This is a genomic window from Desulfosarcina sp. (assembly GCF_055467485.1).
The window spans coordinates 18,581-33,519 of record NZ_JBUOIV010000060.1; the positions used below are offsets into that span (position 1 = coordinate 18,581).

Here is a 14,939-nt window from a genome sequence, read left to right on the forward strand (position 1 = left end):
GGAGATGGCCCCTTTTGCGCGGCTGGATGCCGTCGGGTTATGCGGGTTTGATTCAAGCGCCCCGGCAGGGAATCGTTGCCCAATGGGTTACTGCCGTGACCGCAGGGGAAAAAGAGCTTGATTTTGACTGCCCGCCTATATACTTAAAAGGCGGTCGCAAGTGTTTCTGTATGACAGAACATAGAAAAAATCCTGTGGAAAGGAAAGGAAAAAATTTATGAAAACGCTCTGCTGCGCCTTGACCGCTGTGTTCGCGGTTGCTGCAATGATCTATGCCGCACCGGTTGCTGCGTCTGACCCGATCCTGATTGGTATATCAAAAATTGTTGCCCACCCAGCCCTTGACGCCATTGAAAAGGGGATTCAGGAAGTGGTGAAGACCCAATACCCCGATGCGCGTTTCGACCCGCAGAATGCCAACGGTGAAATGTCCACCGCTTCGTCCATCGCCCAGAAGTTCAAGTCGGAGAACGTGACCCTGGCCGTCGGTATCGCCACGCCGACGGCCCAGGCGCTGGTCAATGTGCTCAAGGACCGCCCGGTGATTTACAGTGCGGTGACCGACCCGGTGGGCGCAGGGTTGATCGGGTCGACGGAGAAAGGTGAGAAAAATGTGACCGGCATCTCCGACATGACCCCGGTGAGAGCTCAGATCGAACTGCTCAATCGCATCAAGCCGATCAAGACGCTCGGACACGTCTACGCCAGCAGCGAAGCCAATGCCGTCAGCCTGGCCACTATCGCCCGTCAGGTGTGCAAGGAGATGGGCATCAAGTTCATTGAAACCACCGTATCCAATTCCGCCGAGGTGAAACAGGCCGTTCAGACCATCGCCGGCCGGGTGGACGGCATCTACATCTCCAATGACAACACCGTGGTCTCAGCCCTGGCCGCCGTGACCAGCGTGGCCAAAAAGTATAACGTCCCGGTGATGTCGGCCGATCCCAGCAGCGCCGAAACGACCCCGGTGCTGGCCGCCTGGGGATTCGACTACTACAAGATGGGCAAGGCCACCGGCCGCCTGGTGATCCGCATTCTCAACGGGGAGAAGCCCGAAACGATCCCCACCATCTTCATGACCGACGCGTCGGACGTGGATCTGTTGATCAACATGGATGTGGCCGACGAACTGGGGTTGACCTTCCCGGAAGATATCATCGCCAAAGCCAACACCATCGTCGAAGATGGGGAGCTGATCAAACAATAAGCGGCAGAATCTGAAACCCGCACGCGAAAGAAGGCGGAGAGCCGGCAGGTTAGCGGCTTTCCGCCTTTTGTGCCATTATGAAAAGACAGATCCATCATGCTTGAAGGCATCTTTGTCGAAGGACTGATATACGCCATCATGGCCCTGGGGGTGTTTTTCACCTTCCGCATCCTCGATTTCCCGGACCTGACCGTTGACGGCAGCTTCCCCATGGGCGCGGTCATCATGGCCACCTCGCTGACCGGCGGGATGCACCCCCTGGCCGGACTGTTCCTGGCTTTTTGCGGCGGCGTGCTGGCCGGGTTCGTCACCGCGGCCATCCACAACCAGCTCAAGGTACCCCATCTGCTGGCCGGCATTCTCACCATGACCATGCTCTATTCGGTGAACATCCGCATCCTGGGCAACCGGGCCAACCTACCCCTTCTGCGTGTGGATACAATCATCACCCACGTCACCGCCGCCACCCAGGGCCTGATTCCGGCGGATTGGGCATCGCTGATCTTTTTCGTCCTGGTCGTCCTGGCCATCAAGTTTGCCCTGGACATCTTCTTCCATACGGACATGGGGCTGGTGTTCGGCGCCCTGGGCAACAACGAGCAGATGGTCAGGGTCCAGGGGGTCAACCCGGCCACCCTCAAGATTATCGGTGTGGGCCTGTCCAACGGGCTGGTGGCCCTGTCCGGTGCTTTCGCCGCCCAGTACCAGGGCTTTGCCGACGTGAATCTGGGGCAGGGAATCGTGGTCTCCGGACTGGCCTCGGTGATGCTCGGCGAGTTCATCATCAAGTCCAACCGCATCGGCATGCTCACCCTGCGGGTGATCCTGGGCGCGATCCTGTTCAAGGCAATCATGTACCTGGGCCGCTTTTACGGCTACTATATCAACATGACCCCCAACGATCTGAAACTGATCGCCGGTGTCCTGATCATCACCTCCCTGGCCGTGACCAATTACCGCCGCATTCGCGGGAAGGGAGGCACCGCCGCATGATCCGCCTCCAGGACCTCAACTGCACCTTCCACGCTGGCACACCCAACGCCAAAACGGTAATCCGGAACCTGAACCTGACGGTGAATCAAGGTGAATTCGTCACCATCATCGGCAGCAACGGTGCAGGCAAGACCACCCTGTTCAACCTGATTTCCGGCAACCTGCTGCCCACATCCGGCCGCGTCTTCATCAAGGGGGTGGATGTCACCGACCACCCGGAGTACAAACGGGCCTTAACCATGGGCCGGATTTTCCAGGATCCGCTGGCGGGCACCGCCTCCAACATGACCCTGGAGGACAACATGATGATTACCTGCAAAAAGGGCTTCAAGTGGCCGGTGATCAGCCTCAACCGAAAAATGCGGGCCTATTTCCAAAGCCATCTGGTGAACCTGAAGATGGGCCTGGAAACGCGGATGAAAGAGAACGTCAGCACCCTGTCCGGCGGCCAGCGCCAGGCGTTGACCCTGTTGATGATGGTGCTCTCCAATCCGGATATCGCCCTGCTGGACGAGCACACCGCGGCCCTGGACCCGAGCAACGCGGCCATCGTGATGGACCTGACCACCCGGTTCGTCACCGAACACCGCCTGACCACCATGATGATCACCCACAACATGAACCATGCCATTGCTTTTGGGAACCGTCTGCTCATGATGGATGCCGGTGAAATCATCATCGACGTCTCCGGTGCGGACAAAGCCAGGCTCACCGTGCCCAGGCTGCTAGAAATGTTCTCCAGCGTCCGCCGCCAGGCTTTCGAGAACGACGAGGTGCTGCTCTCGGCAGGTTGACCGATGAATTCAAACCCATATTTTCTAACAACCGAACGGCTGGGCTTTCGCAAATGGGGTGAAAACGATCTTGACCTGGCGGTCGGCCTTTGGGGCGACATCGAGGTCACCCGACGGATCGATGCCCGGGGCCGGCTGTCGAGGGAGCAGATCGCGGATCGGTTTTTTCAGGAAATCGCCGTTGAAAAGGAATGGGGGGTGCAGTACTGGCCTGTTTTTTTGCTGAAAACCGGCGATCATGTCGGCGTTTGCGGCCTGCGGCCCTACGACAGTCGGAACACTATTTTCGAACTGGGTTTTCACCTGCGTCCGGACCAGTGGCGCAAGGGATACGCCAAGGAAGCGGCTCGCGCCGTCATCCGGTATGCATTTGCCGAGCTCGAGGTGGCCGGGCTTTTTGCCGGGCATCATCCGAAGAATGCAGCTTCGCGCCACCTTCTCATCAAACTCGGCTTTCGCTATACACACGATGCGTACTATGAACCCACCGGGCTGCAGCACCCCTCCTATCTGATGGAAGCGGCCGATTATGCCCGATTCTATTCGGGTTGACGATGGCCCACCCGCATCCCCCAACCTGTCAACGGGGCGGCCGTTGGAGAGAGGTAAAGCAAACGCGTCACCAAAAAAACCGGCCCTGTGCCGGCGCTACCTGAAAATAGGATTAATCCCGATGATCGAATGGAAACTACCCGGATCCTGCCTTTTCGATGGGCGTACCGTAAGATACGGGGTGACTGGCCATGGCCCGCCGGTAGTTGCGGTTCACGGCACACCCTGGTCGTCCTTCAATCTGCGGCATATCATCAAGGCCCTGTCTCGAGATTTCACCGTCTACTACTACGATTTGATCGGCTACGGCCAGTCGGACAAATCGCCCGGCGATGTTTCACTGGGAATCCAGAACCCGGTACTGGATTATCTTCTGGATTGCTGGCAGCTTGACAACCCGTCGATCATTGGTCATGATTTCGGAGGAACGACGGTGCTTCGCACGCACCTGATCAACGGACGCGATTTCGATCGGATCGTACTCATCGACCCGGTGGCTCTTGCGCCGTGGGGCTCGCCTTTCTTTCAGCATGTCCGTGAGCATGAAGCCGCTTTCGCCGGTGTACCGGATTACATTCACGAAGCCATCGTCCGCGCGTATATCAAGACAGCGGCCTTTACCCCCATCGATGATGCCATCCTGGATTCGATCGTCCTGCCGTGGACCGGACCGGACGGCAAAGCGGCTTTTTACCGGCAGATCGCTCAAGCCCATTCCGGCTACACGGATGCGGTGCAGGCCCTGTATGCCGAGATTTCCAGGCCGGTTTTGATCTTGTGGGGGCGTGAGGACACCTGGATACCGCTGGAACGCGGCGAGGCGCTGCGAGACATGATCCCGGGCTCTTCACTTCATGTCATTCCAGATGCCGGGCACCTGGTGATCGAAGAGCAGCCCGATCAGCTTGTGGAAAAGATTCGCCCTTTCATTCAGCATGCGGGCACGCCGTCACGGGCCTGAGCCGACGGACCATCGACAGCTTTCCCTGCGGTGCCGCGCAGCGCCGCCGCTGCCGGCAGAACACGCCCAGCGGCTGGTAGCAGGGATGGGCCAAGCAATCGCAGCCAAGCGTGATGCGGCGCAATGGCAGCACGCCTGGTCTTCAGGAACCCTCGATACATGATGACAGACACGGTTTTTACTGCAGGGATCATCGGGCATCGCGATTTAGGCGGCCATGCCGTCGATCTGTTCGTTCAATCGCGTTGCCACCAGATACTCTCCGCGCTCAAGATCAAATATCCCGAAATAAGGGCGGTTTCGGCAATGTCTTACGGTGCGGACGCCATTTTTGCACAGTGCGCGGTTTCGCTGGACATCCCGTTGGAATCGGTTATCCCTTTTGAGAATTTCCAGTCCGATTTTAGCGGCGACGTTTCCCATGAAAGGTATCGCACGTTGAGAAGCCGCTCGGACACCGAGACCCGGCTCAATTTTTCGACAAGAAGCCATCGGGCGTATAAAAAAAGCATGCAGTGGGTGGTTTTCAAGTCGAATGTCGTCGTTGCCGTCTGGGACGGCATGAAAAAAGGGTCAACCGGCGGAACGTGGGAAGCGGTCCAGCTTTGTGAAAAGCTCAACAAGGCCATGATCCACATCGATATCAAAAGGAAAACGATCGCGCTTCATTTTGTCGGGCGCGGCACCGGCATTTCCGGAAAGGCCGTTACATCCGGTCATATTGCAAGGGTGGTGTAACCATGGAACTATTCTCAAAAACCGGGTTAAGCGGTTCAAGAATTATTTTTATCGTCTCCGTGATCTTCTTGACGATTCTACTGGCCACCTATGGCGCGCAATATTTTATCGACAGGGAGATCGTCGTCTCCAGCGAGGGCCTTTCCGACAGGAAGACCGAGTACGAGATCAGTAAGCTCGATGCCGAGATAAGCCGTATACGAAGCGATACCGCCGGGAGCCTGTTCTGGCTCAAGCTGATTGCCCTGTTCGTTACCGTCGGCGGTGCCGTCGGCGGCTACCTGGTTGGCCAAAGTCGAAGCACGCAGGCGAGAATCAATTTTGAAGACAGGAAAAATGTCGACGAGGTGTATCAATCCATCGTTCGCGAACTGGCTAACGAATCACCGATTTTACGGGCTGCAGCGGCAGTCAAGCTAGGTTCGGTGCTCAAATCTTTTCCGTCCGAATGGAATGTCAGTGATGAAAGAAAAGCGCAGCTTGTCCAATTGACCAAGCAGGTTCTGTCCGCGGCACTCTCCATCGAAACCGACAAAAAAGTGTTAAAAACGCTGACCATCAACTTGGTCCTGCACAAGCCGGCGTCCGGCGGCGGACTGGCGAGTGTGCAGGAAATGGACCTGTCCGGCGCCAGGGCCGAAGATGCCTATTGGGCCCGCTGCAATTTTGAATATTCGGACTTTTATGCGGCGGACCTTTCCAGGGCTTCTTTCAGAAAGTCCAACCTGTCGGGTGCCCAATTCAGGGAAGCCGATTTGACCCATGCCGTGTTGGCCGGGTCCGTCTGCACCCATACCAATTTCAAGATGGCCGATCTCAGGGGGGCTGCCTTCGACAAGGCAATTCTGAATTCAGTCAATTTTGAATACGCCAAGGTACATTCGGTTTCTTTGGCCGATGCGCAAATCGACAAGATACCCGAGTGCCCGGTCGATATTTCCGAACAAGGCGACGGCAGCCAACTCATCCCGGTCGGCACGTGGCTCGATTCAATCAGGGACCGTCGTCAACAATAGACCGGCATCGGGTGGCCTGGCCGTAATATGGCCGGTTCGGTCGATCGAGAGGAGATTATTCGCATGTCCGGGAAAAAGAGGAAAATTTCAAGAAGGGCTTTTATCAGAACCGCCGGGGCAGGTAGTATAGGCGCAGCGCTCGTGCCCTTTAGCGCATTGAGGCAGGCCCACGCGAATGCTTCCGCGTCGGTGCCTCGCGAAAGGGTGGTGCCCACACGGCCATTCGGGAAAACGGGCGTCGATGTCTCCATGCTTTCGCTGGGCGGCGTCTTGAGAGGTGATGACCAGATCCTATTCAAGTTGGCCTTTAAAATGGGCGTGACCTATTGGGATACAGCGGATTCATACGGTTGGGGCAAAAACGAAACCGCCATCGGAAACTACTTTGAGAATTTTCCCGAGCACCGCAAGCAGGTCTTCCTGGTGACTAAATCGGCGACATCGGACCCGAAGAAACTGACCGAAAAATTAAATGCGTCCCTTGAAAAAATGAATACGTCCTACGTCGATATGTATTTCATCCACTACGTCAGCGATGTGAAAAATGAATTGACCGATGCGGTCAAAACGTGGGCTGAAAAGGCGAAAGCGCAAGGGAAGATAAGGCTGTTTGGGTTCAGTGCCCATAAAAATATGGAACCCAGCATGCTGGCGGCAGCCAGACTGGGATGGATCGATGGAATCATGATGAGTTACAACTACCGGCTGATGGCAAAGAATGAAATGAAGAAAGCGGTCGATGCCTGCGTGAAGGCGGGAATAGGTTTGACCGCCATGAAAACGCAGGCGGCTTTTACGGCGAACTTTTATGCCGCCATCGGATCCGAGACCGATGATTCCCTGAAGATGACCGAGAACTTTTTAAAACAGGGATATACCGCCGAGCAGGCCAAACTCAAGGCTGTGTGGGAAAATCCCCATATTGCCAGCATCTGCTCGGCAATGCCGAACCTGACGATCCTGCAGGCCAATGTCGATGCGGCTCTGGATCGACGGCAATTGTCTGAAGGCGACAAGCAGCGCATGAAACGATATGCGCAACGAACGGCTCCCGGCTACTGCGCCGGTTGTGCCGCAATCTGCGAATCCCGGATCGACCCGGACCTTCCGATCAGCGATATCATGCGCGCTTCCATGTACGCCAACAGCTATAACGATCGAAGAAAAGCCTCGCGTTTATTCAGCCGGCTGCCGAAAGACCTGAAGGTGAAAATTCTCAAGGCCGACTTCAGCATGGCGGAGAAAAAATGTCCGCAACGGATACCCATCGGTCTCGTGGTGAAAAATGCCTGTGAGGACCTGGCTTAGCCGACGCGTATAACTAAAAGAACCTTTTTTGTTTCGGTTTCATCGATCAGCAATCGGCGTGCTAATTCTCCAATCCGGGAATGAATTAAAAAGAAAATCAGTTTTCCGACATTTACCGATTTGATGGCTATCGGAAATGACTGAGTGGCCCGCGGATATGATCCACCCATATGTCCACGAACTCATCAAATTCCGCAGTTCCCTTGAGGACAGGAACGCATTCAATGCCAGCCTTTGTAAGAATTGATTTCCAAGAGTCTTCTTCATCGCCGGCCATGTCGTTTTTGGCATGGTCGCCGGCAACCGACATGAACGGCATCAGATAGGTTTTTTTAATCTTTTTTTTCAGCATCAGTTCCTTGACCAGATCGACTTCTGGGTATCCTTCAACAGTGCCCACAAAGATGTTGGGGTCCTTGAGCTGCAGCTGGAACATCAGTGCGGCGTAAAAAGCGTTGGATGGGTGGTGTGTGCCGTGTCCCATGAGCACGATGGCTTCATTTTCTTTCCGCTCTTTCGGGATGGTTGCCAAAATGGCGTCCACCGTGCGCACCATGTCTTCCTGGCTGGCCATGAGGGGATAGCCAAGAATCACTTTCTGGAAGCCGCCCAAGCTTTTAAAGGCCCCCACCGTTTTCCGTAAATCGTGATATTCTGCACCGCCAATAGTGTGCAGGGATTGGACGGCCACATGGGTAAATTTCTCATCCACCATTTTGGCCAGAGCAACCTCGGGAGAGTCCAGATGTTTACCCTGCTTGGCCAATTTCTCGCGGATGATGTGCGACGTATATGCCCAGCGAACAGGGATGTCGGGATAGGCGGCTTTAACTTTGTTATCAATATTTTCAAAAGAGACCTGGGCGGATGCTTCACTCGACCCGAAGGCAACCAAAAGAATACCCACCTTTTTAATCGCCTGATTGCCATGGCCGGCAGAGGCAAGGCCATTTGTAGAAATTACAACGCATAGCAGAAGCATCACTATCCCCACGCTTGTTTTTGTTCTCACCTTAATCCTCCTTGTTAATGGTCAATGTCGAATGCCCCTATCTGATCTGCGCAACCCGATGATCAGGATCCGCGAATGCAGCGGCATCGCCTGCGCGCATGACAAATCGGCCGGATGAAATTGAAATTCATAACACGGATAAAGCGATGAAGGACTAACTGCCCAGAAACCCTCCGTCGCTTTATCCGTGCGGGTGCGGCATTCACCGGCATAAAAAAGCCCTTCATGCGGACATTGGCATGAAGGGCTGCACCCAGCTTTCTTGGCCCTATCGCTATATTACCGGACCCCTTCCATCGGGGGATTGGCGGCATTTAACAAGGCAGGTCTTCTGGCTCTCGGATCATCCTACTCTCTGCGCCTTCCCGTTTCGATGATGCACAAAACAGTGGCATCTGCAGATTTCGTCCCCGATTACAGCGGCGGGACCGCTCCCGATTCCAACGGGATTTCCTATCAAGCCCTTCCGGGCACCTTTGATAGAATGCCATATCCAAACGGATCGTTTTTGTCAAATGCTAAAAACTATTTTTCCGAGATGGTTGTCCGGTAAGTAACTATCCAAGCCAAGAGATACTGCTGCATGTATACGGTGGATCGCTTTTGCTGAACCTTTGTCGCGATTTCAATCGGATACCAACGGTTTTAAAAAACCAGAGATGTCTTTCCAGTAGGTTTCCCATTGCGGCGGGCAGTCGCTGTGCCCGCAATCGTAAAGTATCACTTCGGCACGTGGAATTTGTCTCTTAATCTCCAAGGCGTGGTTAACAGGAACCACTTTGTCCCGATTGCCGTGGATGATTAAAAGTGGACCCGGGTAGGTCAATAATGCCGAAACGGTGTCGTAATTGTCCGAAAGGAGTATGTCCGGCGCACCATGGGCCATCGCCTTAATGGACGTGAATGTTGATTCGACGATGATGGCGGCCGGCTGGCGATGCCGGGAAAGCTCACTCAGGACGCTCCCACCCAATGAACGGCCATGGAATACGATACGGTTGGCGTCCACGACCGGCAGTGATACCAGATGGTCATAGAATCGCCTGTAATCGGAGGCAATGCGTTCCCGGCTGGGCGTTCCGGCGCTTCTTCCGTATCCGCGATATTCGCCTAAAAGCACGCTGTAGCCCATGCGTTGATACATCTGCGCCCGCTTCAAGTAAAAGTCGATCAGCTCTCGATTGCCGTGGGCCATCAGCACCCCTGGCCCCGGTTGGGATGCATCGACCCCGTTGCCCTCAAATAGCCACCCTTCCACTTCACCCTGGTCCGTTTTCAGCCAGAACCGCTTCAAATGAGTTGAATCGTCCGGAAACGAGGGTGCCGACTGAATGTTATGTGGCTGAAACACCAATCGGCGAACGGGATGGATGCAGGCGGTTATTCCACCGATGAAAAGCAGCAACAGGGCGGGCAATAATTTGGGGATGGATTGTAAGATGCTTTTCATAGTTGTCGTTTTTCTTCTCGCAACCGCCAATTTCAAAAAAATTTACCAAAAGGTTGCTACGCCTGAGAGTTCGATGGCCGTGTATATGAGCAGGAATGATAACATCGTGTTTACGACGCTTCTGACCCGATCATTTTCCAATTTGTTTTTGATGGTGGCACCCGCTAAAACCCACAACGACGTGGCGGTAAATGCGATCAATGCGAATGCAACGGCAAACAAGGAAAGGTAATCCAACCGGTTCGAGATCGTGGCAAGAAATGTCGAATACAGCGTCAAACCATAAATAAAGACCTTTGGATTGAAAAGCTGCAGCATAAATCCTTGGATGAATGCCGTTGCTGTCCCCTCGGGTTCGACAAATGAATAGTTGGCGCGCAACAGGCCTGTGGCGAGCCATAAAATGTAACCGGCACCAATCCACCGTAAATATCGTTCTGCAGCCGGTATGATCGTCAGCAAGGCACTGGAAAGGTAGGCACAGGCAATCATGATGACGAAGAACCCGGAAGCAATCCCAAAAAGGTAGTTAACTGATTTCCGGTAGCCGACCCTCACTCCCATGGAGGCACTGGAAATATTGTTGGGCCCGGGGGTAAAGGTCGTTATCACCACGAACGACATGAGCGGTGCAAGTTCGAGGTTCACCAAACACCTCTTGTATTAGGAGAAAAAATGACGTATTATTTAACACATATTTAATCGTTATATAAACTTAAAAACAATATATTGTCAATATGTATGCTATATGGATCCATCGATCGATTTAATTGCTGCGAACCTCCGGACGATAAGAGACAACAGAAGCCTGAGCCTCGATCAGTTGTCCGAACTTACCGGTGTCAGTAAAAGCATGCTGCGGCAGATTGAAACCGGCAAGTCCAGCCCGACTATCGCGACGATATGGAAAATCGCCAACGGGTTGCACGTATCCTTTTCCACATTGCTCAGCAAGCCGATCGTTCAGGCCGAAGTGAGATCGTTCGCTGGGGAGAAACCCCTGACGGCGGCATCTGAACATTATCGCCTCTATCCCTTAATACCCTTCGAGCCCCAGCAGCCTTTTGAAACCTATTACGTTGAAATTGACCCGGGCACCGTTTTCTCGGGGGAACCCCATCAGGGAAATGTCTATGAATATGTATTTGTTACCAAAGGAAGGCTTCAAATTTCCGTAGACGGTAACGATTTTGAGGTAAAGGAAAACGAATTCCTTAAATTTCAGGCCAATTGTCCACACCAGTATACGTGCATCGGTAAAAAACCGGCTTCGGCCATCATGCAGATCAGCTATCTTTCCTAACTTTTCCCGGGTTTCGATGAAAAGGACGGCCAGATGTATTGAGGCATCGAATGGCTTATTGGTCAGGGCAGAATTTCTTTTAAAAAATGTTTTTCCGGAGATTTCTTCAGGGAGGTGGTCATGCGCATTGCCATATTTGGAGCCGGCGGCGCTGGAGGTTATTTCGGTGCACGCCTGGCCCGGTCCGGAGAGGAAGTGACCTTCATCGCCCGTGGAAACCACCTTGAAGCCATGCGCGAGCACGGATTGCGTGTGGATAGCGTTTCAGGCGACTTTGTGGTGGACCCTGTTCAGGCAACCGACGATCCGGCCCAGGTAGGGACCGTGGATATGGTGCTTCTCGGGGTAAAGGCCATGCAGGTAGCAACGGTATTGCAGGCATTGCGCCCTTTAGTCGGACCTGAAACCACCATCGTTCCCCTGCAGAACGGTGTTGAGGCGGCCGGTCAGATAGCCGACGAATTCGGTGCCAAGCATGTCGTGGGCGGTTTGGCGAAGATCATCAGCTTCAAGGTCGACGCCGGGCACATTCGCCATGCCGGGGCGGACCCTTACATCGCCATTGGAGAATTGGACAAACGGCCCAGCGAGCGCACAGAACGATTGCGTCAGGTTTTCGTAAGATCCGGTATCGCCGTGGATGTCCCTTCGGATATTGAAGCCGCCCTGTGGCAAAAGTTTTTATTTGTTGTCTCCTGGGGTGGGGTTGGAGCGATAACTGATGCGCCAATCGGCGTCATCCGCAGCCTGCCTGAAACACGCCGGATGTTGGAGCAGTCCATGGCCGAGGTGTTGGCGGTGGCCCAGGCAAAGCGAATCGCGATAAAGAAGGATACCATAAAACAGACGATGGCGTTTATGGACACGCTACCCCAACATGGAACGACGTCACTGCACCGGGATATCGCAGACGGGAAGCCATCTGAACTGGACTTTTGGAACGGTGCCGTTGTCCGCTTAGGACGGGAAGCGGGCGTGGCAACACCGTTGAACGCATTCATTTACAACAGCCTGTTGCCAAGGGAATTACGTGCACAGGGAAAACTGGCTTTCCCTGAAGGATGATCAGGCCGGAATAAAAAAAGGATTGGCATGCTGGCGCCATAAACAAACTGCAATAAGCAAGGGCCGCTTTACGACCTTTCAGAACAAACAGCGTGTGTTGTCCGTTAAAGCGGATAAGCATGATTCACCGTTCAGGCCTGGATCAGGACACCCGATCCCCAATGCGTCAATTCCCAAATCCTAAATTTCCATAATCCCCCCATTCCCCTCTCCCTTGAAAATCTTTACCTAATCTTTACTTTAACATTACACTGCCCTTAACCGGGTGTCTTATTGTCTGTCCATGAACATGTTGAAACGGACGGACAAACAGGAGGTGTGAAATGAAACATACAACGATTGCAGCATTGGTTCTGATCCTGGTCTTTTTCGGTTACCAGCAGGTCAGAAGCATGGATGATAAAACGGAGAAACCCATGGATAAAATGGTTGAGAACGCACGGTCGGCGGTATTTGCCGGCGGGTGCTTCTGGTGCACGGAATCGGATTTCGAAAAAGTTGACGGCGTGATCGAAGCCGTGTCGGGCTATACCGGCGGCCATGTCGACAACCCCACCTACAAGCAGGTCTCTGCCGGCGGCACCGGGCACGTGGAAGCCATCAAAGTGGTCTACGATCCGGCCAAAATCTCCTACAGCCAGTTGCTGGATGTGCTCTGGCGCCACATCGATCCCACCGATGCCGGCGGCCAGTTTGTCGATCGGGGCGATCAGTACCGCAGCGCCATATTTTATGCTACCGACGAGGAGCGCCAGGTAGCCGAAGCCTCGAAGAAAGCGCTGGCCGAATCCGGCCGCTTCGACCGGCCGGTCGTGACCGACATTCTCCCTTTGGGTACCTTTTACGAGGCCGAAGACTACCATCAGGACTACTACAAGAAAAATTCCCTTCGCTACAACTGGTATCGATCGGGCTCCGGACGAGACCAGTTCCTGGAGGCGGCCTGGACCGGGGAGGATATGCAAATGGAGAAGAAGATGTCTTCCAAAATGATGGACGGCGAAAACAAGGTTTCGAGTTTCGAGATCCCCACGGATGAACAGCTCAGACGGACTCTCACCCCGCTGCAGTATCAAGTTGCCCGTGAAAACGGCACCGAACCGCCGTTCAACAATGAATATTGGGACAACCATGAACCGGGTATCTATGTGGACGTGGTATCCGGCGAGCCCCTGTTCAGTTCCACGGACAAATTTGATTCGGGAACCGGTTGGCCCAGCTTCACCCGCCCCCTTCAAGCGGACAACGTGGTGGAAAAAAAGGATATGAGCTGGCTGATGGTGCGCACCGAAGTGCGCAGCAAGCATGGCGACTCCCACCTGGGGCATCTGTTCGAAGACGGCCCCAATCCCACCGGTTTGCGCTACTGCATCAATTCGGCGTCCCTGAGGTTCATCCCCGCCGACGAGCTTGAAAAAGAGGGATACGGCAGCTACCGGAGCCTGTTCGAAAAATAATGCAGCTGCCGTTGCGAAGGTCTTCAGGTCGAAGGCTGAAGCGTTTCAGGGAGATGAGATGAACCGCGATAGCGAGCGCATTCCTCGCCGCTTGCGGCGGGGTTCGCGAGCGAACTGGAAATCGCTTTTTTATCCTTCCGGTGCTGCGCAGCACTGCCGTTACAGGCAGCACCCTCCCCGCGGCAAACCGCGGGGAGGGTGCAATGCTGTCGATTTTCAGAAGGGAGAATGCGCCATGCAAAAAACCATTCCTTTGATACTCTCGATGGTGTTGCTCTGTGGTTTGGTGCTGAGCGGGCCGGCGACTGCTGATGATCAAGCGGTCGAAAAGGCCGTCTTTTATGTGCAATGATATGGTGTGGGCAAGTCGGCCCTGGAGGGGCTGGACGGCGTGAAATCGGTAACCAGCGGTTTCAGCGGATTTCGTGAAATCAACACGGTGCTCTACGATCCCACCGTGATTACCCGCGACCAGATGGTATCGGCCCTGAAAAAAGCCGGCACCTATACAGGGACCAAAGAGTGAAAAAACGGTTCCTGGTTCATGGTCCTTGGTTTAAACCAGGGGCCGGGAACCCCAAACCAGGGGCCGGGCGTCACTTGACGCCCTGGCCCATGTCCAGGCCCAGCTCCAGCGCCTTGCGGTTCATCTCGATAAACCCCGACGGGATGCGCTGCTCCAATACCTTCATGATCGACTCCGGGCGCACCAGCTGCGTCAGACCCACCACCGCCCCGAGCATGCAGATGTTGAACACGATCGGCTTGCCGATACGGTCCATCACCGTCTGGTACATCGGCAGCTGGCGCTGGATCGCGTCCACCTTCAGCTGCGGCTGCACGTAGCGCGTGTCCGAGATCAACAGCCCTCCCGGACGGATGATGTCGTAAAACTTGTTGTAGGCCTCCTGGGTCAGGCACACCAGCACGTTCGGCTGGATCACCTTGGGAAAATTGATCGGCGCATCCGAGATGATCACGTCGGACCGCGTGGCCCCGCCGCGCGCCGCCGCTCCGTAAGCCTGCGTCTGAACCGCCGTCAGATCCTCGTGCAGCACCGCCGCCTCGGCCAGGATGATCGCG

At 54.6% G+C, this 14,939-nt stretch carries 16 protein-coding genes and 1 riboswitch; of the genes, 12 read left to right on the forward strand and 4 right to left on the reverse strand.

Features of this window, described 5'->3' with window-relative positions:
• Positions 1-217: 217 nt before the first annotated feature.
• The 8 genes from ACZCED_RS20585 to ACZCED_RS20620 all read left to right on the forward strand — a co-directional run bounded on the left by ACZCED_RS20585 (position 218) and on the right by ACZCED_RS20620 (position 7,569).
• Entirely contained in the window at positions 218-1,207 is a 990-nt protein-coding gene (locus tag ACZCED_RS20585; protein WP_464861591.1) for an ABC transporter substrate-binding protein, read from the forward strand.
• A 96-nt stretch (positions 1,208-1,303) separates the two neighbouring features.
• A complete protein-coding gene (locus tag ACZCED_RS20590; RefSeq protein ID WP_462971842.1) occupies positions 1,304-2,200 on the forward strand; it encodes an ABC transporter permease in 897 nt (298 codons plus the stop codon).
• Positions 2,197-2,994: an ABC transporter ATP-binding protein gene (locus ACZCED_RS20595; RefSeq protein ID WP_462971843.1), complete on the forward strand. Its 798-nt coding sequence runs from the start codon at positions 2,197-2,199 to the stop codon at positions 2,992-2,994. The genes ACZCED_RS20590 and ACZCED_RS20595 overlap by 4 nt, the downstream gene beginning before the upstream one ends.
• 3 nt (positions 2,995-2,997) lie before the next feature.
• Entirely contained in the window at positions 2,998-3,546 is a 549-nt protein-coding gene (locus tag ACZCED_RS20600; protein ID WP_462971844.1) for a GNAT family N-acetyltransferase, read from the forward strand.
• Between the two features lie 121 nt (positions 3,547-3,667).
• Positions 3,668-4,507, forward strand: a complete 840-nt coding sequence (locus ACZCED_RS20605; protein ID WP_462971845.1) for an alpha/beta fold hydrolase — start codon at positions 3,668-3,670, stop codon at positions 4,505-4,507.
• Positions 4,508-4,666: 159 nt separating this feature from the next.
• A complete protein-coding gene (locus ACZCED_RS20610; protein WP_462971846.1) occupies positions 4,667-5,245 on the forward strand; it encodes a hypothetical protein in 579 nt (192 codons plus the stop codon).
• A 2-nt stretch (positions 5,246-5,247) separates the two neighbouring features.
• Positions 5,248-6,261, forward strand: coding sequence for a pentapeptide repeat-containing protein (locus ACZCED_RS20615; RefSeq protein WP_464861592.1), 1,014 nt, complete (start codon positions 5,248-5,250; stop codon positions 6,259-6,261).
• A gap of 207 nt (positions 6,262-6,468) precedes the next feature.
• A complete protein-coding gene (locus ACZCED_RS20620) occupies positions 6,469-7,569 on the forward strand; it encodes an aldo/keto reductase (RefSeq protein ID WP_464861593.1) in 1,101 nt (366 codons plus the stop codon).
• 127 nt (positions 7,570-7,696) lie between these two features.
• On the opposite strand, the gene ACZCED_RS20625 is transcribed toward ACZCED_RS20620, so the two are convergent.
• From ACZCED_RS20625 to ACZCED_RS20635, 3 genes are all read right to left on the reverse strand, one after another.
• Positions 7,697-8,581 (reverse strand): sirohydrochlorin cobaltochelatase, encoded by an 885-nt coding sequence (locus ACZCED_RS20625; RefSeq protein ID WP_464861594.1) that lies wholly within the window; start codon positions 8,579-8,581, stop codon positions 7,697-7,699.
• 304 nt (positions 8,582-8,885) lie between these two features.
• Positions 8,886-9,074, reverse strand: a riboswitch (cobalamin riboswitch).
• Positions 9,075-9,206: 132 nt separating this feature from the next.
• On the reverse strand, positions 9,207-10,031 hold the full coding sequence (locus ACZCED_RS20630; RefSeq protein WP_464861595.1) for an alpha/beta hydrolase: 825 nt from the start codon (positions 10,029-10,031) through the stop codon (positions 9,207-9,209).
• Positions 10,032-10,073: 42 nt separating this feature from the next.
• Positions 10,074-10,679: a LysE family translocator gene (locus ACZCED_RS20635; protein ID WP_464861596.1), complete on the reverse strand. Its 606-nt coding sequence runs from the start codon at positions 10,677-10,679 to the stop codon at positions 10,074-10,076.
• 100 nt (positions 10,680-10,779) lie between these two features.
• Here ACZCED_RS20635 and ACZCED_RS20640 point away from each other — a divergent pair, with 100 nt between their 5' ends.
• The 4 genes from ACZCED_RS20640 (at position 10,780) to ACZCED_RS20655 (ending at position 14,382) form a co-directional block, all read left to right on the forward strand.
• Positions 10,780-11,334 (forward strand): helix-turn-helix domain-containing protein, encoded by a 555-nt coding sequence (locus tag ACZCED_RS20640; RefSeq protein ID WP_462971852.1) that lies wholly within the window; start codon positions 10,780-10,782, stop codon positions 11,332-11,334.
• Positions 11,335-11,454: 120 nt separating this feature from the next.
• Entirely contained in the window at positions 11,455-12,399 is a 945-nt protein-coding gene (locus tag ACZCED_RS20645; RefSeq protein WP_462971853.1) for a 2-dehydropantoate 2-reductase, read from the forward strand.
• A 323-nt stretch (positions 12,400-12,722) separates the two neighbouring features.
• Positions 12,723-13,856, forward strand: a complete 1,134-nt coding sequence (msrB, locus tag ACZCED_RS20650) for a peptide-methionine (R)-S-oxide reductase MsrB (protein WP_464861597.1) — start codon at positions 12,723-12,725, stop codon at positions 13,854-13,856.
• A gap of 358 nt (positions 13,857-14,214) precedes the next feature.
• Positions 14,215-14,382, forward strand: coding sequence for a hypothetical protein (locus tag ACZCED_RS20655; RefSeq protein ID WP_462971856.1), 168 nt, complete (start codon positions 14,215-14,217; stop codon positions 14,380-14,382).
• A 70-nt stretch (positions 14,383-14,452) separates the two neighbouring features.
• Here the strand turns inward: ACZCED_RS20655 and ACZCED_RS20660 are convergent.
• Positions 14,453-14,939: 2-oxoacid:acceptor oxidoreductase family protein (locus ACZCED_RS20660; protein ID WP_464861598.1), on the reverse strand; the 487-nt coding region annotated here is incomplete at its 5' end.